18 protein-coding genes and 4 pseudogenes are annotated in these 17350 nt (G+C 71.2%); 7 read left to right on the top strand and 15 right to left on the bottom strand.

Annotation, left to right across the window (positions count from 1 at the left end; all coding sequences use genetic code 11):
- Positions 1-359: 359 nt before the first annotated feature.
- The 9 genes and pseudogenes from ACHMXE_RS00960 to ACHMXE_RS00920 form a co-directional block, all read right to left on the bottom strand.
- Entirely contained in the window at positions 360-776 is a 417-nt protein-coding gene (locus ACHMXE_RS00960; RefSeq protein WP_395347380.1) for a CoA transferase, read from the bottom strand.
- Positions 739-1449, bottom strand: a pseudogene (locus ACHMXE_RS00955) (CaiB/BaiF CoA transferase family protein); the annotation flags it as partial. The pseudogene ACHMXE_RS00955 and the gene ACHMXE_RS00960, both read right to left, overlap by 38 nt.
- Before the next feature lie 73 nt (positions 1450-1522).
- A pseudogene (locus ACHMXE_RS00950) lies at positions 1523-1654 on the bottom strand (CoA transferase); the annotation flags it as partial.
- 11 nt (positions 1655-1665) lie between these two features.
- Positions 1666-2646, bottom strand: a complete 981-nt coding sequence (locus tag ACHMXE_RS00945) for a Bug family tripartite tricarboxylate transporter substrate binding protein (protein WP_395346336.1) — start codon at positions 2644-2646, stop codon at positions 1666-1668.
- 31 nt (positions 2647-2677) lie between these two features.
- The gene (locus ACHMXE_RS00940; RefSeq protein ID WP_395346334.1) at positions 2678-3427 is read right to left on the bottom strand and encodes a FadR/GntR family transcriptional regulator; all 750 of its coding nucleotides are present in this window, start codon (positions 3425-3427) and stop codon (positions 2678-2680) included.
- 16 nt (positions 3428-3443) lie between these two features.
- A complete protein-coding gene (locus ACHMXE_RS00935) occupies positions 3444-3566 on the bottom strand; it encodes a hypothetical protein (RefSeq protein ID WP_395346333.1) in 123 nt (40 codons plus the stop codon).
- Positions 3563-4159, bottom strand: a complete 597-nt coding sequence (locus ACHMXE_RS00930) for a PDR/VanB family oxidoreductase (protein ID WP_395346332.1) — start codon at positions 4157-4159, stop codon at positions 3563-3565. The genes ACHMXE_RS00935 and ACHMXE_RS00930 overlap by 4 nt, the downstream gene beginning before the upstream one ends.
- A 256-nt stretch (positions 4160-4415) precedes the next feature.
- A complete protein-coding gene (locus tag ACHMXE_RS00925) occupies positions 4416-4631 on the bottom strand; it encodes a hypothetical protein (RefSeq protein ID WP_395346331.1) in 216 nt (71 codons plus the stop codon).
- Entirely contained in the window at positions 4628-5734 is a 1107-nt protein-coding gene (locus ACHMXE_RS00920; protein WP_395346330.1) for a Rieske 2Fe-2S domain-containing protein, read from the bottom strand. Before ACHMXE_RS00920 ends, ACHMXE_RS00925 begins: the two co-directional genes overlap by 4 nt.
- A gap of 304 nt (positions 5735-6038) precedes the next feature.
- Between ACHMXE_RS00920 and ACHMXE_RS00915 the strand changes: the two genes are divergently transcribed.
- Positions 6039-6686: a nitroreductase gene (locus ACHMXE_RS00915; RefSeq protein WP_395346329.1), complete on the top strand. Its 648-nt coding sequence runs from the start codon at positions 6039-6041 to the stop codon at positions 6684-6686.
- A gap of 15 nt (positions 6687-6701) precedes the next feature.
- Here ACHMXE_RS00915 and ACHMXE_RS00910 read toward each other — a convergent pair whose 3' ends face one another.
- From ACHMXE_RS00910 to ACHMXE_RS00900, 3 genes and pseudogenes are all read right to left on the bottom strand, one after another.
- Positions 6702-7127, bottom strand: a complete 426-nt coding sequence (locus tag ACHMXE_RS00910) for an MFS transporter (protein ID WP_395346328.1) — start codon at positions 7125-7127, stop codon at positions 6702-6704.
- 64 nt (positions 7128-7191) lie between these two features.
- A pseudogene (locus tag ACHMXE_RS00905) lies at positions 7192-7302 on the bottom strand (MFS transporter); the annotation flags it as partial.
- A gap of 76 nt (positions 7303-7378) precedes the next feature.
- A pseudogene (locus ACHMXE_RS00900) lies at positions 7379-8218 on the bottom strand (MFS transporter); the annotation flags it as partial.
- Between ACHMXE_RS00900 and ACHMXE_RS00895 the strand changes: the two are divergent.
- Entirely contained in the window at positions 8157-8453 is a 297-nt protein-coding gene (locus ACHMXE_RS00895) for a hypothetical protein (protein WP_395346326.1), read from the top strand. The pseudogene ACHMXE_RS00900 and the gene ACHMXE_RS00895 sit on opposite strands and share 62 nt — an antisense overlap.
- 17 nt (positions 8454-8470) lie before the next feature.
- Here ACHMXE_RS00895 and ACHMXE_RS00890 read toward each other — a convergent pair whose 3' ends face one another.
- Both ACHMXE_RS00890 and ACHMXE_RS00885 read right to left on the bottom strand, forming a co-directional pair.
- Complete coding sequence (locus ACHMXE_RS00890; RefSeq protein ID WP_395346325.1) at positions 8471-9046, bottom strand: DUF1016 N-terminal domain-containing protein; 576 nt, start codon at positions 9044-9046, stop codon at positions 8471-8473.
- Between the two features lie 45 nt (positions 9047-9091).
- Positions 9092-10075 carry a tripartite tricarboxylate transporter substrate binding protein gene (locus ACHMXE_RS00885; protein ID WP_203207170.1) on the bottom strand — a complete coding sequence of 328 codons (984 nt, stop codon included), beginning with the start codon at positions 10073-10075 and terminating at the stop codon, positions 9092-9094.
- 161 nt (positions 10076-10236) lie between these two features.
- Between ACHMXE_RS00885 and ACHMXE_RS00880 the strand changes: the two genes are divergently transcribed.
- Positions 10237-10965: a GntR family transcriptional regulator gene (locus ACHMXE_RS00880; protein WP_209539586.1), complete on the top strand. Its 729-nt coding sequence runs from the start codon at positions 10237-10239 to the stop codon at positions 10963-10965.
- A gap of 22 nt (positions 10966-10987) precedes the next feature.
- Here the strand turns inward: ACHMXE_RS00880 and ACHMXE_RS00875 are convergent, their stop codons facing one another.
- The gene (locus ACHMXE_RS00875) at positions 10988-13237 is read right to left on the bottom strand and encodes an acyl-CoA dehydrogenase (protein WP_395346324.1); all 2250 of its coding nucleotides are present in this window, start codon (positions 13235-13237) and stop codon (positions 10988-10990) included.
- Between the two features lie 166 nt (positions 13238-13403).
- Between ACHMXE_RS00875 and ACHMXE_RS00870 the strand changes: the two genes are divergently transcribed.
- From ACHMXE_RS00870 to ACHMXE_RS00855, 4 genes are all read left to right on the top strand, one after another.
- Complete coding sequence (locus ACHMXE_RS00870; RefSeq protein ID WP_395346322.1) at positions 13404-14279, top strand: FadR/GntR family transcriptional regulator; 876 nt, start codon at positions 13404-13406, stop codon at positions 14277-14279.
- Positions 14280-14417: 138 nt separating this feature from the next.
- The gene (locus ACHMXE_RS00865; RefSeq protein ID WP_395346321.1) at positions 14418-15239 is read left to right on the top strand and encodes a CoA-transferase subunit beta; all 822 of its coding nucleotides are present in this window, start codon (positions 14418-14420) and stop codon (positions 15237-15239) included.
- An 11-nt stretch (positions 15240-15250) separates the two neighbouring features.
- Positions 15251-16144, top strand: a complete 894-nt coding sequence (locus tag ACHMXE_RS00860) for a CoA transferase subunit A (RefSeq protein ID WP_395346320.1) — start codon at positions 15251-15253, stop codon at positions 16142-16144.
- Positions 16137-17348, top strand: a complete 1212-nt coding sequence (locus tag ACHMXE_RS00855) for a CaiB/BaiF CoA transferase family protein (RefSeq protein WP_395346319.1) — start codon at positions 16137-16139, stop codon at positions 17346-17348. Before ACHMXE_RS00860 ends, ACHMXE_RS00855 begins: the two co-directional genes overlap by 8 nt.
- Positions 17349-17350 lie beyond the last annotated feature (2 nt).

Genomic DNA, 17350 nt, shown 5'->3' with positions numbered 1-17350 from the left:
GTGCTGGCCCTGCGCGAGCGCGCGGAACACGACCACGCAGTCGGCCAGGCCGGCCGCGATGGCGGCCGCGCCATTGGCCACCGCCGCCGCGCAGCCGCCACCGCCGCCGCCCCACTGCATGGTGGCCGAGCGCAGGCGATGGATGCCCAGCGCGGCCGCCAGCCGCGAGGCTTCGCTGCGATCGTCGCTGTACGAGGCGAAGCCGTCGATCTCGCGCGGATCGAGGCCCGCGTCGGCGCAGGCGGCGAGGATGGCCTTGAGCGCGAGCTTGAACTCCGCGTCGGGCGACTGGCCGTGGCGGTAGTAGGCGGTCTCGCCGATGCCGACCACGGCGACCCGGCCGCGCAGCGTGCGGGTGGTCATGCCGGCGTGCCGGCGGGTTCGTGCCGTTCGGCGGGCGGACCGAAGGCGCCGGCGCGCGCGAGCGCCGCGAAGCGATCTTCGTCGTAGCCCAGCGCCTCGCGCAGCACCTCCTGCGTGTGCTGCCCGACCGTGGGCGCGGCCACCGGGTCGGCGATCGGCGTGCGCGAATAGCGGATCGGCAGCGCCATGTTCGGCACCCAGCCCACCTGCGGATGCGGGATGCGCGTCACCAGCCGGCGCTCGCGCGCCTCGGGCGAGCGGATGGCCTCGCCGACGGAGCGCACCTGGCCGCAGGGCACGCCGGCCGCGCGCGATGCGCGACTGCCAGTGCGACCAGGGCTGCTTCGCGAACGCCTCGCCGAGCAGCGCGAACAGCACCTCGCGCCGCTGCGAGCGCTCGCGGCCGCTGGCATAGGCCGGGTCCGCGGCCACGTCGGGGCGCTCGAGCACCTGCGTCATCAGGCGCTGGAAGATCTTGTTGTTGCCGCAGTTGATGTAGAACGAGCCGTCCTGGGCCTCGAACACGCCCGAGGGGCAGGTGTCGGGGCTGGTGTTGCCGTGGCGCTGCGGCTCGGCGCCGCTGAACACGTGCTGCAGCGTCGCATAGCCGGTCATCAGCACCGCGTTGTCGAACAGCGCCACTTCCACCGCCTGCCCGCGGCCGGTGCGCTCGCGCGCCACCAGCGCGCCGAGGATCGCGTTGGCCGCCATCATCGCGGTGCTGATGTCCATCACCGGCGACAGTGCGCGTACACCCTGGCGGTCGGCATAGCCGTTCATCGAGACGAAGCCGCTCTCGGCCTGCGCGATCGGGTCGAAGCCCAGGCGGTCGGCGAAGGCGCCCTCGCGGCCGTAGGCCGACACCGAGCAGTAGACGAGTTCGGGATTGGCCTTGCGGCAGCTCTCGTAGTCCAGTCCGAAGCGCTCCATCACGCCGGTGGAGAAGTTCTCGACCACGACGTCGGCACTCGCGATCAGCGCGCGCGCCACCTCCAGGCCCTCGGGCGTCTTCAGGTCCAGCGCCACGCTGCGCTTGTTGCGGTTCGACCAGAGGAAGGGCGCGCCCTGCGCGAGTTCGGGATGCACCGGCGGGTACTGGCGGAAAGTCGTCGCCGCGCCCGGGCGCCTCGATCTTGATCACGTCGGCGCCCATGTCGGCCAGGATCATGGTGGCGAAGGGGCCGGCGATGAAGTGGGTGAAGTCCACCACCTTGATGCCGGCCAGCGCCTGCGGCGCGCCCGCGGGGCGCGGCTGGTGCTCGGGGAAATCGGATTCCAGGTTTTCAAGCATGGAGGCGGTTCTCACATCTGGATGTTGGCCTTGCGCACGACCGGGCCCCACTGGCCCATCTCGTCGCGGATGAGCTTCTCGAGCTCCTGCGGCGTGCTGCTGCGCGCCTCGACGTTGCGCACCGAGAACATCTTGCGCACCTCGGGCCGCGCGACCGCGGTCACGATCGCGTCGTGCAGCTTCGTGACGATCTCGTCGGGCGTGTCCTTCGGTGCGAGCACGCCGAACCAGGCCGAGCTGCGGAAGCCCGGCACCTCGTCGGCGATGGCCTGCAGGCCGGGCACGGTCTCGGTGGCCTTGGGCGTGCCCACGGCCAGGTAGCGCACCCGGCCCGAGCTCACCAGCGTGGCGCCGTCCAGGCCCGTCACGAAGGCGGCCTGCAACTGGCCGCCGGCGAATGCGGTCATCATCGGCGCGCCGCCGTTGTAGGGGATATGCTGCATGCGCAGGCCCGCGGCCTCGTTGAAGTACTCGGCCGTCAGGTGCGACAGCGAGCCGTTGCCGACCGAGCCGACGTTGAGCGCGTTGCCGTTCTTCTTCGCGTAGGCGAGGAAGTCCTTCAGCGTCTTCGCCGGGCTGTCGGCGGGCACGGCCAGGATCATCGGCGTGATCGCCACGGTGGAGATCGGGCGCAGGTCCTTGAGCTCGTCGTAGGGCACCTTGCGCATCAGCGAGACCACCGCATTCGGGCCGGTGTTGCCGAACACCAGCGTGTAGCCGTCGGGCGCGGCCTTGGCCACGTAGTCGGTGCCGATGGTGCCGCCCGCGCCCGGCTTGTTCTCGACGATCACGGTCTGGCCCAGCGTCTCGCTCATCGACTGGTGGATGGCGCGCGCGAGCTGGTCGGTGCTGCCGCCGGCCGCATAGGGCACGATCATGCGGATCGGCTTGTTCGGATAGCCGCCCTGCGCATGGGCGGGCAGGGCGCCGAGCGCGAGCGCGGCGCAGGCGGCGCCCAGCAGCGCGCGGCGGTGGAGGGAAGTGGTCGTCATCGGGGGTCTCCTTGGGTTCGTGGGTGTCGTGTCAATCCGTGGCGCCGAGCACGCTCGACCAGTAGCTGCGCGCGCGGTCCATGTGGCGCAGGATCAGCAGCTGCGCCTTGGCCGCGTCGCGTGCGCGGATGTGGCCGAGCAGGCGCCGGTGGTCGAGCAGCGAGGCGCGGCCCTGCACCGTGTCGGCGAACATCGCCTCGCGGCGCCGGCCGGTGAAGCGGTAGAAGGCATGCAGCACGCGCACCAGCACCGAGTTGTGGGTGGCATCGACCAGCGCGACGTGGAACTCGGTGTCGGCCGCGGCGATGTTGCCGCCCTCGGCCAGCACCTGCTCGGTACGCTGCAGCACGGCTTCCATGCGCGCCAGGTCGGCCTCGGTGCGGCGCTGGCAGGCCAGGCCCGCGGCCAGCACCTCGAGATGGCCGCGCACCTCCATCGTCTCTGCCACTTCCACCGGCGTGGGCACGGCGCCCATGTCGGTGAGCATCACCAGTGCCTCGAAGCTGCCTTCGCGCTCGACGTGCCGCAGGTAGATGCCCGAGTTGGGCCGCGATTCGACGATGCGCAGCGTGACCAGCGTGGCCAGCGCCTCGCGCACCGCGTTGCGGCCGACGCCGAGGCGCTCGGCAAGGTCGCGCTCCGAGGGCAGCCGGTCGCCCGGTTGCAGGCGCCGGTCGCGCAGGTAGGCGAGGATGCCGGCGATGGCGCCGTTGCCCGCGCCCGCCGCGTTGGAGGCACTGGCCTCCTGCGGGTCCGCCGTGGTGTCGAGCCGGGTCGTCATGGACTGCTCCCTTGACTCAGAGGTCCAGGACCAGCGTCTTCGAGCGCGAGCCCGAGCAGCAGATCATGATCGCCTCGTTCGACTGCTTCTCCTGCGCGTCCAGGTAGTCGTCGCGATGGTCGGGCTCGCCCGCGATCACGCGCGCGTGCGACAGGTGCCGCACACGCCCGCGCTGCAGGCATAGGGCACGTCGACGGCGTTGTCGAGCAGCGTGTCGAGGATGGTCTTGCCCGGCGCCACCGCGAGGCGCTGGCCGCTGCGCTCGAGCACCACCTCGTAGCCGCCCTCGGTGGCGGCCGCGCTGCCGGCGGCGAAGCGCTCGAAGTGCACCGTGTGCGCGGGACGGCCGGCGCAGGCCTCGACGAAGGCATCGATCATGCGCGACGGGCCGCAGCAGTACAGATGCGCGGCGGCCGGCGCGTTGCGCACGAGGGCCGCGATGTCCAGCCGCTCGGCGCGCGAGGAGCCGAAGCAGAACTCGACCTCGCCGCGGCCGCGGCCGCCCTGCATGGCGCGCAGCGTGTCGGCGAAGGCGGTCTCCTCGGGCGAGCGGCCCGCGTAGTGCAGCTGCCAGCGCCGGCCCAGTTCCTCGAGCCGGTGCAGCATCGACAGGATCGGCGTGATGCCGATGCCGCCGGCGATGAAGACCGAGTGCGCGGCCTCCTCGTCCAGCGCGAAGTCGTTGCCGGGCAGGCTGGCGCGCAAGCGGTCGCCCACGCGCCGGCTGCGCATGCATCCAGGCCGAGCCGCCGCGGCCCTGCGCGTCGCGCTGCACCGCCACCACGTAGCGCGCGGCGTCCGAGGGCGCGTTGAGCAGCGAATAGCTGCGGATCATCTCGCGCGGCAGGTGCAGGTCGATGTGCGCGCCGGCCGTGAACGGCGGCAGCGGCCGGCCGTCGGCCGACACGCAACTCGTACGACGCGATGCCGCGTGCCTCGAGCCGGATCTGGCGCAGGCACAGGTCCAGCGGCGCGGGGTTGCCCAGGCTCATGGCGTGTAGCCGAAGTCGGTGCCCAGGCGCGCGGTCATCAGCTCGCGGCCCGATTCGCTCCAGGCCTCGCCGGCCGGCAGCGTGAGCGACACCGCGCGCACCATCGGCAGGTCGGGGTCCTCGATGCGCGGCGGGCGCTGCTGGCGCACCGACAGGTTGCGCACCGTCTCGAGCAGCAGGCGCCGCGTCATCGCGATGCCGGTGTCGCTCATGCCCAGGTGCTCCTTCGAGCGGTCGTAGATCGGCGCCACGCCGACTGGCAGGCCGCGTCCTGCACCCACAGGCCGGGCAGGCCCGAGAACCAGGTCTTGGTCTGCGCGTCGTAGTTGAAGAGGAAGGCGCTCTGCAGGTTGAACTTCGTCCAGTACTTCGCGAAGGGCTCGGTGGCGGGCCGCGGCGCATAGGCGTTGATGCTCGGGTGGCCGGTCTCGCGGCCGCCGTGGCCGTTGTCGAACAGCTTGCGCGTCTTCTCGTAGAACTTCTGCGCCGGCGTGTACGAGAACATGATGCACAGCGTGTGGTGGTCGTCCAGCGGCACCCAGGCGTGGCCGCTGAGCTCGGGGTAGTTCGACTGCGGCGGCACCAGCGTGTAGAAGGGCAGCAGGAACTGGTTCACGCGCCAGTAGTGGGTGTTCTCGTCGAGCACGCGCTTGGAAGCCACGCTCATGCCGAAGTCCTGGCGCTTGCATTCGAAGGTGGGACGCAGGTCTTTCTTCGCGGTCCAGTCGCTGATCGCGCCCTGCTGGTCGATGCGCCCGTGCAGGATCGGCGCATGGGCCGAGTCGATCTCGCCTTCCACGGCCTGCAGCCAGTTGCATTCCTGCACGCGGAAGCTCACGTACACGTTCTCCTCGGGCACCAGGTTCCACTCGAGGTTCGGCAGCGGCGGCGGGTTCTCGCGGTCGGGCCCCATGTAGGTCCAGACGATGCCGTTGCGCTCGCGGCAGGGGTAGTTCTTGATCGTGACCGTGTCCTTGAGCCGGCTCTGCGCGGGCTCGGCCGGCGTGTCCTGCACGCGGCCGTCGACGCCGAACTTCCAGCCGTGATAGATGCAGCGCACGCCGCAGTCCTCGTTGCGGCCGAACACCAGCGGGGCGCCGCGGTGCGGGCAGGCATGGTCGATCAGGCCGACGCGGCCCTCGCTGTCGCGGAACGCGATCAGTTCCTCGCCGAGCAGGCGCACGCGCTGCGGCTGGCCGTCGGTCTCGAGGTCGCGGCTGGGCAGGAAGGGGATCCAGTAGAGGCGCATCAGCTCGCCCATGGGCGAGCCGGCGCCGACGCGCACGAGGGTTTCGTTGTCTTCTTGCGAGAGCATGGCTGCGGTTTTCCTTGTGGGCAGGGCCATCCGGCGTGGTGGACCACCTTGGATGACCAGATTGGTAGGACCAATGCTAAATTCGAGCCCGCGCGATGCAAAGCCTTTGTCTCAATAACCTTGTGAATGGATCAACCATAGATGGTTGAAATGAGCGAGGTGGCCGCCGTCGCGCATGTCTTTCGCCGCGTCGCCAGCGCGAGCGCGCCGGCACGGTTAGGCTCCCTCGTCTTCATCCCGTTGCCCGAGCCATGACCACTTCCCACCCGTTCCCGCGCCGGATCTCGCCGCGGCCCTCGACACCGTGCTCGACGCGCGCTACAGCTGCCGCGGCTACCTCGCCGACCCGGTGCCGCGCGACGTCATCGACGCGATCCTGCGCGCCGCCCAGCGCACGGCCTCGTGGTGCAACTCGCAGCCCTGGCAGGTGGTCGTGACCGGCGCGGCCGCCACCGAGCGCCTGCGCGCGGCGATGGCCACGCCCGAGGCGCTGGTCGACCAGGGTTTCGAGATCGCGCCGCCCGCCGAGTACCGAGGCGTCTACCGCGAGCGCCGCCGCGAATGCGGCTTCCAGCTCTACGACAGCGTGGGCATCGCCCATGGCGACCGCGAGGCCTCGGCGCGCCAGGGGCTGTTGAACTTCTCGTTCTTCGGCGCGCCGCACGTGGCGCTGATCCACACCGATGCCGCGCTCGGCGCCTATGGCGCGCTGGACTGCGGGGCCTACGTGTCGAACTTCATGCTGGCCGCGCGCAGCCGCGGCGTGGCGAGCATCGCGCAGGCCGCGCTGGCCTCGCGCGCGAAGTTCCTGCACCGCTGGTTCGACATCCCGGACGACCGCCAGGTGGTCTGCGGGATCTCCTTCGGCTATGAGGACCCGGCGCACCCGGCCAACGGTTTCCGCACCTCGCGCGCGGCCGTCCGCGATGCTGCCCGCTGGGTGGAGGACTGATCCGGCGGCCCTTGCTCAGGGGCTGCGTTCGGCCAGGTAGTGGCGCGTGAGCACCGGCTCGTGCGGCACCTGGAAGCTGCGCGCGAGCGCCTCCAGCTCGTGGCGCGCGACGGTGGCCCGCGCGCGCTGGCGCAGGTAGTCGGCCCACGAGGTGACGATGAAGCGCTCGACGTAGCGGCTCGGGTCGTCGAGGTCGCGGTAGACGCGCCAGAAGGTGGCGCCGTCGCGCTTGCGCGGCACCGCCAGCTGCTGCACCGCATCGAGGAAGCGCCGCGCATCGGCATCGCGGATGCGGTAGACCACCTCGACGGCGACCGGCCCGGCCTCGAATTCGGGCTCGTGCTGCACCGAGAACTCCTCGTGCAGCGGCGCCAGCGTGACCTCGTCGTCCGCGCCCATGCGCAGCGGATACGGCCGCGCCAGCGCGATGCTCGCGAGCATGCCCCGCGGCCGACAGGCACAGCGCCGCGCTCAGCCCGATCAGCGAGGACATCGCGCCCCAGAGCGCGGAGCCGAGCGCGAAGGCGCCGAGCGAGCACAGGGTGTGCATCGACGCGGCGCGCGCGCGCACCCAGGCCGGCGCGCTGGTCTGGGTCGCGGCGTTGAAGGTCGACATCATCGTCATCCAGGGCAGCGCCGCCAAGCACGAAGCTGGCGCACACGAGCGGCCGCCAGGTCGAGAGCGCGCCCACCAGCATCGCGCCCGAGAACACGAGGCAGCAGCCGGCGGCCAGCGCATCGAGCGAGAAGCGCGAGCGCATGCGCCCGACGAAGAAGCCGGCGGCGACGGCGCCCGTGCCCAGGCAGGCCATCAGCAGGCCGTAGCCCGCCGCGCCCAGCCCGAGTCGCTGCTGCGCGATCACCGGCAGCAGGGCCCACAGGGCCGAGCCGAGCCCGCTGAAGCCGGCCGTGCGCACCAGCTGCGCGAAGATCGCGGGCGAATGGCGCGCATAGCGCAGCGCGCTGAGCATGCCGCCCCACAGCCGCTCGGCCGGCAGGCGCCCGGGCGAGGGCGGCCGTGGCGGCCAGCGCCGCGTGGCCCAGCTCATGCCGAAGGCAGTCAGCACCGCGACCGCGAACACGGCGGCGCCGCCGGTCAGCGCGAACAGCACGCCCGCGAGCCCGGGGCCGACGGCGCGCGCGCCGTTGAAGGTCATCGACACCAGCGTGATGGCCAGCGGCAGTTCGGTGCGCGCCACCGTGTCGCTGACGGCGGAGTTCCACGAGGGCGACTGCAGCGCCGTGCAAATGCCCAGCAGGAAGGTGAAGAACAGCAGCCCGCCCGGGCCGATCCAGCCGGCCAGCGCGAGCAGCGTGAGCGTCAGCGCGGCGAGCCCGTAGACACCCTGGATACGCAGCATCAGCCGCCGGCGGTCGATGGTGTCGGCCAGCACCCCGGCGGGCAGCGACAGCAGGAACATCGGCAGGAAGGAGGCGGTCTGGACCAGCGCCGAGAGGAAGGACGAGGCCGTGAGCTCGATCATCAGCCACGAGGCCGCCATGTTCTGCATCGCATTGCCGACGAAGAACAGGCTGCCGGCACCCCACAGTCCGCGGAAGGCGGGCTGGGCGAGCGGACTCCAGAGCGAGGCTGCGTTCGGGGCGGTGGGATTGCTGGGATTCAAGCGCGGGGCGATCGGCGGCGGGCGAGGCAAATCATATAGATGCGTGCGCCGGCCCGCTCGCGGCGCGCCCGGCCAACGGTTTCCGCACCTCGCGCGCTGCCGTCGGCGACGCCGCGCGCTGGGTCGAGGAGTGACCTCGTAGCGAACTGGCGGGGGCGCTCAGTCCTTGCCGCGCCGCTTCTGTGTCGCGACCGGAGGCGGCAGCGCACCGCGCACCACCTGCTGGAGCTGGCGCACCGAAGGAAGCTTGCCGCGCAATTCCGCCGGCAGGGCGGCCTGCAACTGGTACTCCGCCACGCCGATCGGGTTGGTCTTGCTGCGCAAGGCGAACAGAGAGTCGTTGCCGCCGAACTGCACGGTTTCCCGTGCGGCGCCGCGTCGGTGGCTCTTGCGCCCGCAGCCCTTGCGCCTGGAACTTTCTGCGACAAGCTGTCGCAGAAATCCGGGCTCGCTGTAGGCCTCGACCATGCGCCGCATGTCCCAGACATTGCGCGCCGAGAAGCCTTGGGTGCCGGGGAAGGCCGCGCGCAAGTCCCGGGCGATGCGTTCCACCACGGCCTCGCCCCAGGCCTGCGCCTGCTGCTTGTGGAGGATGGCTTCGCCGATGTCCCAGTACAAGGCGATCAGGCCGTGATTGACCGCGCGGGCCGCGGACTGGCGGGCCGCCGCGACACGCTCCTTGAGCGCCTCGATGAAGGATGCGTAGTCGGCAGCTTCGCCGCTGGGCAAGGTCATGCGTGCACTATGGGCCAGGCCCGCTGCGCCGCATGCGGCGCCCGCTCAGACCTTGATGCGCCCGGTCGCGACCAGCTTCTGCGTCAGCGCCAGCTGCTCGGCCAGGAAGCTCGACAGCTTCTGCGGGCCCCAGCCGGCGGGCTCGAAGCCCAGCTCGAGCAGCTTGGGTGCGACGTCGGGCAGCTTCACGATGCGCGCCATCTCGGCATCGAGCTTGTCGATGATCGCCTTGGGCGTGGAGGCCGGCGCGAACAGCGCGCCGAAGCCCGGCATGTTCACTTCGGGGAAGCCGGCCTCGGCGAAGGTGGGCACGTCGGGATAGAGCGGAAAGCGCGTCGGGCTCGCGACCGCCAGCGCGCGGATCTTGCCGGGGTAGCGCGACACGCCGCCCAGCGACACCACGGCGGTGTCGATCTGGCCGCCGATCAGGTCCTGCAGCGCCGGCGCCTCGCCCTTGTAGGGCACGTGCACGGTGTCGATGCCCGCGGCCATGTTCAGCAGCTCGCCCACGAAGTTGCCGCCCGAGCCGGGGCCGTAGGAGCCGTACGAGATCTTGCCGGGCTTCGACTTCGCCAGCGCCACCAGCTGGTCGAGCGTCCTGACGTTGAGCGACTCGCGCACGCCGATGGCGATGGGCGTGAGCGCGAGCATGCCGATGGGCGCGAGGTCGGCGAGCTTGTAGGGCTGCTGCGCGGGCTGCAGCACGAGGTTGCTGATCAGCGCGCTGTAGCCGACGCCGAGCGTGTAGCCGTCGGGCGCGGCGCGCGCCACCGCGGCGGCCGCGATCGCGCCGCTCGCGCCGGCCCTCGACTCCACGATGCAGGGCTGGCCCCAGGCCTCGGTCAGCTTCTGGCCGACGACCCGCATCATCGTGTCGTGCCCGCCGCCGGCCGGCGTGGGAATGATGAACTTGATGACGTTGTCGGGATAGCCCGGCGCGGCGCGCGCGGCCAGGGGAAAGGCGGGCAGCGCCGAGGCGCCCAGCAGGCCGAGGCCGGTGGCCAGCGCGTGGCGGCGGGAGTGGGTCATGAGGCTTGTCTCCTGGTCGGATGGTTTGTGATGTAATTGGTTGAACCATAGCGAAACCAGGGATGATGGTCAATTAGAGCCAGTGCCAGGGCAGGCACAGGCACACTATCGGGCTCGGCATCCAGCCATCGACGTTCGTGATCCAGAGGAGGAAAGGAGCCATGTCGGAATCCGCACCAGTCTTCGCGCCCGTGCGCATGCGCCGCGCCTTCGAGGCGATTTGCGACCAGATCCGCCAGCAGGTGGTGGAGGGCGCGCTGAGCGCCGGCGACCGCCTGCCCAGCGAGCGCGAGCTGTCCGAGCAGTTCGGCGTGAGCCGCAGCGGCGTGCGCGAGGCGCTGCGCAGCCTCGAGATGGCCGGCATGGTCGAGGCCGTGACCGGCATCAACGGCGGCTTCTACATCAAGCAGTCGCATCCCGAGGGCATCACGCAGGCGGTGCGCGACATGGTGGCGCTCAAGCAGGTGCCGGTGTCGGACCTGACCGAGGCCCGCATCCTGCTGTGCGGGCTGGCGATCCGGCTGGCCTGCGAACGCGCGACCGAAGAGGACTTCGCCGCCATCGAGGCCGACATCGAGCGCTTCGCCGAGCTGGTGAAGCAGGGCCGGCCGGTGCGCGACAGCGGCCAGATCACGGAGTTCTATCGCCTGATCGGCCGCGCCACCCACAACGAGGTGATCGTGATGCTGATCGACGCCCTGTCGGAAATCCTGCGCGGCCTCATCGCGCAGCTGCAGACGCCGCACAGCAACGTGGTGCAGGTGCGCCGCAAGGTGCTGCGCCTGATGCGCGATCGCGATGCGGACAAGGCCGGCGCCGCGCTGGCCAAGCACCTCAACGCGCTGAACGTGCTGCTGCTCGAGATGGAGCGCAAGAAGCCGGCGCGCTGAGCCGCGCCGGCCCGGGGCGCGTTCAGCGCGGCAGGCCGAGCCCGCGCTGCGCGATCAGGCTGCGCTGGATCTCGTTGGTGCCGATGCTGATCACCCACATCAGCGCATGGCGCAGGTTCTGCTCGATGCGCCCGCGCAGCACCGCGCCGGGACTGCCCTCGCCGAGCGTGCCTTCCATGCCGAGCAGGTCGAGCGCCACCTCGCCGAAGCGCTCCATCAGCTCGCCCGAATAGACCTTGCTCGCGGCCGCGTCGTGCAGCGGCGTCTCGCCCGCGTCGACGCGCTCCGCGCAGTGCATCATCATGCGGCGCCCCGCCTCGATCTGCCCCGCGAGATCTGCGATGCGCTCGCGCACCAGCGGATCGAGGCGCATCGGCCGGCCGTCGGCACCCGTCGCGCCGCGCAGGTGCTCGCACAGCTGCTCGAAGGCATGCGCCACCTTCATCACGATGCCGCCGCCGATGAAGCCGCGTTCGGTGGCCAGCGCCCCGACCAGCACCTTCCAGCCGCCGTGGAGCTCGCCCACCATTGCCTCGGCCGGCACGCGCACGCCGTCGTAGAAGACATTGGCGAAGCTGCCGCCGTACATCGTGGTCGAGGTGCGGATGGTGATGCCGGGCGTGTCCATCGGCACGATGAACAGGCTCAGGCCGGCATGCGGCGGGCTCGCCTCGGGGTCGGTGCGCGTGGCCAGCAGCATGTAGTCGCCCCAGTAGGTGGTGGTCCAGATCTTCTGGCCGTCGATCACGTAGTGGTCGCCGTCGCGTACCGCGCGGGTGCGCATCGACGCGAGGTCGGAGCCCGCGTCGGGCTCGCTGTAGCCCATGCCGTAGATCGCCTCGCCGCGCAGGATCTCGGGCAGGTAGCGCGCCTGCTGCGCCGCGCTGCCGTGCACCTGCAGCATCGCGGCCTGCACCGGCGCCCCCACGCGCGGCGCCTCGGCGCGCTCCATCTCCTCGACGAAGGCCAGTTGCTCGAAGGCGCCGCGCGCCTGGCCGCCGAAGCGCTGCGGCCACGAGAGGCCGATCCAGCCGGTGCGGCCGAGCGCGCGCGCGAACTCGCGGTCGTACTCGCGTGCCTTGAAGTCCAGCGCCTCGTGCGCGGCCTTGCGCTCGCCCGACCAGTGCGTTTGGAGCCAGGCGCGCACCTCTTCGCGAAAGGCGTTGCCGGCCGGGCCCAGGTCGTATTCGGGCAGCGTGCGCGGCGTCTCGCCGAGGAAATGATCGGCCAGCGCCTCGCGCGCGCGGCGCCCGCCGCCGTGGCGCAGCACGTCGAGATGCACCTGCTTGAAATGGCGCGGTGCCTCGTGCTCCTCGCTGTAGCCGATGGCGCCGAAGGTGTGCTGCGTTTCCAGCGACACCCGGCGCAGCCTCGTCGCGGCCAGTGCGCAGGCCGCTTCGGCGAACACGCGCCAGTTGTCGGCGCCGAGGTCGTGCTGGCGCGCGGCGCCGGCCTGCGTGAGCCGTGCGCCCAGCAGCGCGATGTGGCCGTCGGCGAGCTTGTGCTGGATCGCCTGGAAGCTGCCGATCGGGCGACCGAACTGCCGGCGCTCGCCCGCGTAGGCCACGGCGAGCTCGAAGGCGCGTTCGGCTGCGCCGGTGGCGCGCACGCACAGCGCGAGGCGGGTCATCGCGTGCAGCGCGCCGAGCTGCTCCTGGGAAAAGGGCAGGACAGTGGCCGCGATCCCGTCCAGCGCGACGCGGAACAGCCCCTGCGTTCCCATCGCTGGCGTGGCCTCGATGCGCACGCCGGGCGCGCGCAGGTCGACCAGCGCGAGCGCGGGGCCGTCCACCACCACCGCGAGGTGGGTGGCGCTGTCGGCATGCTCGACGAAGGCGAGTTCGCCGTGGAGCCTCCCGTCGTCGTCGATGCGTGCCTGGCCCGCGCCGCGGTCGCCGTCGAAGGCCCCGAAACACAGCACCACGCGCGCCTCGCCGGCGCGCTGCAGCGCGAGCAGGGTGGGCTCCTCGCCCCGTGGCGTGCGCGGAGCCGCGAGGTTCAGCAGCGTGCCGTGATGCAGCGGCAGCGTGCAGCCCGCGCGGCCCAGTTCCTCCATGACCAGCGCGATCTCGCGCAGGCCGCCCTCCGAGGGATCCGATCCCAATGCGGCAAGGCCCTGGGCCGCGAGCTGCTGCCACAGCGCCTGCACGCGCGCGGGTTCGCGGGACCATTGCACTGCGGTGGCGGGCGGCCAGTGGCGCTCGAGGAAGCCGCGCACCGAGTCGCGCAGCAGGGCGCGCTCTTCGTCGCCGGGAAGGGTGGTCGGGGGCATGGGCGTGTCTCTCCTGAGTCTCGGAAAAAATGAATGGTAGAACCATTAATGAGATCCGGCAACAGGCACCACCGCGAGGGCTTGGCTTGCGGCGGCCCACGCCACGTCGCCCCTTATCATTTGGCTCAAAGGTCCAACTTTTAGTTTTTCCAACGGAGGATTCCCCATGGACGCCAAAGAACCGTCGCCGCCCGCGGCCGACGCACGGAGCGCCAAGTTCCAGCCCATCCGTTCCGCGCGTGCCTTCGAGGAGATCGCCCAGCAGATCCGCGGCGAGCTGTCGCAGGGCCGGCTCAAGGTCGGCACGCGGCTGCCGTCGGAGCGCGCGCTGTCCGAGCAGTTCGGCGTGTCGCGCAACACGCTGCGCGAGGCGCTGCGCTCGCTCGAGCATGCGGGCCTGATCCGGCTGCAGAAGGGCGCCAGCGGCGGCGCCTTCATCAGCGGGCGCAGCGGCGACGCCATCGCCACCGGCCTGATGGACATGTACCACATGGGCGCGATCCAGCCGGCGCAGCTCACCGAGGCGCGCATCTGGCTCGAGTCGATCCTGGTGCGCGAGGCCTGCGCGCGCGCCACGCCCGCCGATCTCGAGGCGCTGGCGGCCAACATCGACGCGGCCGAGGAAGCGCTGCGGCGCGACGACTTCCCGGCGCGCGCGGCGACCAACCTCGAGTTCCACCGCATCCTCGCGCGCATGACCGGCAATCCGATCATGGTGATCGTGATGAACGGCGTGCTCAACGTGCTGGCCGAGTTCATCGGCCAGATCGGCCACGAGGAGAACGCCTACGTGCTGCCCTCGCGCCGCCGCTTCCTCAAGCACCTGGCGGCCAAGGACGCCGACGCGGCCGCCGCGGAGATGGAGTCCAGCCTCAAGCGGCTGCAGCGCAGCTACCTGTCGAAGGTGGGCGAGGACGCCGCGCAGGAAGCTCCGGCCGCCGCGCCGGCGCCACGCAAGGCGGCGGCCAAGGCCCCGGCCGAGAAACCGGCCGCGAAGGCCGCGGCCAAGTCCGCCACCCGCGCCGCGAAGACCACGCGCTGAACCCGTGCGGCGCGCGCCGCCGCCCTTCACCCGATCCGACAAGGACCGCCCGCCGCAAGGCGCGCGGTCCTTTCTTCTTGCGCGCCCGGCAGGTGAAATCCGCTTGACAGTGCCATGGTTGATTCCTAGGATCAATGAATGGTTGAACCAAATATCAAGCAAACGATGCTGGGCGGCGACAAGCCGTCGACCGGCGAACTGCTCGCCGTGCTGCTGGCACGCGACTTCGCGGATGGCGAGAAGGTCATCATCGGCACCAACTCCGACATCCAGTTGGCCGCCTGCAACCTCGCGCGCGAGATGCAGGCGCCGCGGCTGTGGTGGATCTCGGGGCCCGGCGGCATGGTGAACCCGGTGCGCGACCACCTGCTGTCCACGGCCGACTCGGAGAACATCGAGTCCTCCGAGGCCTGGATGGACCTGCCGAACATGATCGATTTCATCGACTGGAAGATCCACTTCTTCGATTTCGCGATCCTCTCGGCGCTGCAGGTCGACCGCTTCGGCAACATCAACACGGTGGTGGTCGGCGACCAGGCCCGGCCCAAGGTGCGCGGCCCCGGCACGGTGGGCATCAGCGCGCTGTGCGGTCTGGCCAAGCGCTTCTACGTCGCGCTCACGCGCCACGATCCCGGCGCCTTCGTGCCGCGCGTCGACTTTCTCTGCGGACCGGGCCACATGGAAGGCGGCAATTCGCGCGAGGAGGCCGGTCTGCCGCCGGGCGGGCCGCGCCTGGTGGTGTCGCCGCTGGGCGTGTTCGACTTCGAGCCCGTGAGCAAGGCCATGCGCGTGCGCTCTATCCATCCGGGCGTGACGCTCGAGCAGATCCGCAAGGCCACCGGCTTCGAGCTGGTGGTCGAGGGCACGCCGCCCGTCACGCGCATGCCAGAGCCCGAAGAGCTGCGCCTGCTGCGCACCCGCGTCGACACGCGCGGCACCCTGCGCCGCAAGTTCCCCTGAAGAGACGAGCCATGAGTTCCAACAAAAGCAAGCTGACCACCCTCGACGAGGCCGTGTCGGTCATCCAGGACGGCCACCGCGTCGGCCTGGGCGGCTGGATCTTCAATGCCCAGCCGATGGCGCTGGTGCGCGCGCTGATCCGCAAGGGCGCGCGCGACCTCGACCTGGTGCCAGCACCCGGCTCGATCGCGCCCGACATGCTGATTGGCGCCGGCTGCGCGCGCAGCACCGCCTGCGTGTTCATCAGCTTCGAGCAGTTCGGCCTCGCGCCGCACTTCCGCCGCCGCGCCGAGGCCGGCACGCTGAAGGTCTACGAGCTCGACGGGCCCGGCATCGCCGGAGGCTTGCGCGCGGGCATCTGCGACATGCCCTGGACCGCGATCCCCGACCTGGGCACCGACCTGCCGCGCCACACGCCCGAGCACTACTGGCCGCTGCCCTCGAAGCCCGGCGAGCGCAAGATGCTCGCCGCCGCCGCGATCAAGCCCGACGTGTGCCTGCTCCATGCGCAGCAGGCCGACGAGCACGGCAACGTGCAGTACCTCGCCACGCCGTTCTTCGACGCGATGCTCGCGCAGGCCTCGCGCCATGTGATCGTCTCGGTGGACCGCATCGTGTCGTCCGACACCATCCGCCGCTCGAACCACCTGACCAAGCTGCCGAGCGTGATGGTCGACGCGGTGGTGGAGGCGCCCTATGGCGCCCATCCGAGCGCCTCGCCCACGCTGTACCGCGCCGACGAGCGCCACCTGCGCGAGTACGTGAAGGCGAGCGCCGACGACGCGGCCTTCGATGCCTACCTCGCGCGCTATGCGCGCGGCACCGCGGCGCATGCCGATTACCTCGACGCACTCGGCGGCTCGCGCCTTGCCGGCCTGGCCGTGACGGAGAGCAATCTTGGCTGAGTCGACCACCACCCCTGCCGCCGCGAAGCCCGGCGTGCTCGACGGCGTGCGCGTGCTCGACTTCACCGCGATGATGTCGGGTCCCTACTGCACGCGGCTGATGGCCGACCTCGGCGCCGAGGTCATCAAGGTGGAGCCGCCCGAGGGCGACCACATCCGGCTGCGGCCGCCGCGGCGCCAGGGCCGCAGCACCTACTTCGCGCAGCTCAACGCCGGCAAGAAGAGCCTCGCGCTCGACCTCAAGAAGCCCGAGGCGGTCGCTTTGGTGCGCGAGCTCGTCGGCCAGTGCGACGTGCTGGTGGAGAACTACCGCCCCGGCGTGATGCAGCGCCTGGGTCTCGACTACGCGACGCTCTCGGCGCTGAACCCGCGCCTGGTGTACTGCTCGATCTCGGGCTTCGGCCAGGAGGGTTCCTGGTCGGGCCGCAGTGCCTACGCGCCGGTGCTGCACGCGGCCAGCGGCTACGACATGGCCAACCTCGACTATCAGGAGGGCGATGTCGAGCGGCCGCTGAAGAACGGCATCTTCGTGGCCGACGTGCTCGGCGGCTCGCTGGCCTTCGGCGCGATCCAGAGCGCGCTGTTCCGCGCCGCGCGCACCGGCGAGGGCGACCACATCGACCTCGCGCTGATGGACGCGATGCTGGGCCTGCTCGTCTACGAGTGCCAGGAGGCGCAGTTCCCGGCCGAGCGGCGGCGCCCGCTCTATCGCCCCACCAAGGCGAAGGACGGCTTCCTGCTGATCGCGCCCGTGAGCCAGAACAACTTCGAGGCGCTGGCGCGCGGCACCGGCCATGCCGAATGGATCACCGACGCGCGCTTCGCGACCAGCCAGGAGCGCGAGCACCACTGGGGCGCGCTGATGCAACTGCTCGACGACTGGGCCGCCGATCGCAGCGCCGCGCAATGCGAGGCCGAGATGAATGCCGCGGGCGTGCCGTGCTCGCGCTACTTCACCGTGCGCGAGGCGATGAAGCTGCCGCCGCTGGTGGAGCGCCAGGCCTTCCAGACCATCGACGACGGCGCCGGCGCGTTCCAGGTGCCCAACCCCGCCTTCCGCTTCGCCCGCACCGCGGCGCATGCGCGCGGCAGCGTGTCCGAGCTCGGTGCCGACGGCCCCGCGCTGCTGGGCAGCCTGCTCGGGCTGGGCGAGGAGCGGATCGCGGCGCTGCGCGAGAGCCGCGCGCTGCACGTGCGCGGCTGAGA

Source organism: Variovorax sp. UC122_21 (assembly GCF_044056785.1).
In the GTDB taxonomy this organism is placed as follows: domain Bacteria; phylum Pseudomonadota; class Gammaproteobacteria; order Burkholderiales; family Burkholderiaceae_C; genus Variovorax.
The sequence above is the reverse complement of the archived record's forward strand: the minus strand, read 5'-3'. Positions and strand labels throughout refer to the sequence as shown.

Coding starts and splice junctions, on each gene's coding strand:
- ACHMXE_RS00960 (WP_395347380.1), bottom strand. CDS start 776: ATGCCAGCGGCCGCGAGCGCTCGCAGCGGCGCGAGGTGCTGTTCGCGC.
- ACHMXE_RS00945 (WP_395346336.1), bottom strand. CDS start 2,646: ATGACGACCACTTCCCTCCACCGCCGCGCGCTGCTGGGCGCCGCCTGC.
- ACHMXE_RS00940 (WP_395346334.1), bottom strand. CDS start 3,427: ATGACGACCCGGCTCGACACCACGGCGGACCCGCAGGAGGCCAGTGCC.
- ACHMXE_RS00930 (WP_395346332.1), bottom strand. CDS start 4,159: ATGCGCAGCCGGCGCGTGGGCGACCGCTTGCGCGCCAGCCTGCCCGGC.
- ACHMXE_RS00925 (WP_395346331.1), bottom strand. CDS start 4,631: ATGAGCGACACCGGCATCGCGATGACGCGGCGCCTGCTGCTCGAGACG.
- ACHMXE_RS00920 (WP_395346330.1), bottom strand. CDS start 5,734: ATGCTCTCGCAAGAAGACAACGAAACCCTCGTGCGCGTCGGCGCCGGC.
- ACHMXE_RS00910 (WP_395346328.1), bottom strand. CDS start 7,127: ATGCTCGCGAGCATCGCGCTGGCGCGGCCGTATCCGCTGCGCATGGGC.
- ACHMXE_RS00890 (WP_395346325.1), bottom strand. CDS start 9,046: ATGACCTTGCCCAGCGGCGAAGCTGCCGACTACGCATCCTTCATCGAG.
- ACHMXE_RS00885 (WP_203207170.1), bottom strand. CDS start 10,075: ATGACCCACTCCCGCCGCCACGCGCTGGCCACCGGCCTCGGCCTGCTG.
- ACHMXE_RS00880 (WP_209539586.1), top strand. CDS start 10,237: ATGTCGGAATCCGCACCAGTCTTCGCGCCCGTGCGCATGCGCCGCGCC.
- ACHMXE_RS00875 (WP_395346324.1), bottom strand. CDS start 13,237: ATGCCCCCGACCACCCTTCCCGGCGACGAAGAGCGCGCCCTGCTGCGC.
- ACHMXE_RS00870 (WP_395346322.1), top strand. CDS start 13,404: ATGGACGCCAAAGAACCGTCGCCGCCCGCGGCCGACGCACGGAGCGCC.
- ACHMXE_RS00865 (WP_395346321.1), top strand. CDS start 14,418: ATGGTTGAACCAAATATCAAGCAAACGATGCTGGGCGGCGACAAGCCG.
- ACHMXE_RS00860 (WP_395346320.1), top strand. CDS start 15,251: ATGAGTTCCAACAAAAGCAAGCTGACCACCCTCGACGAGGCCGTGTCG.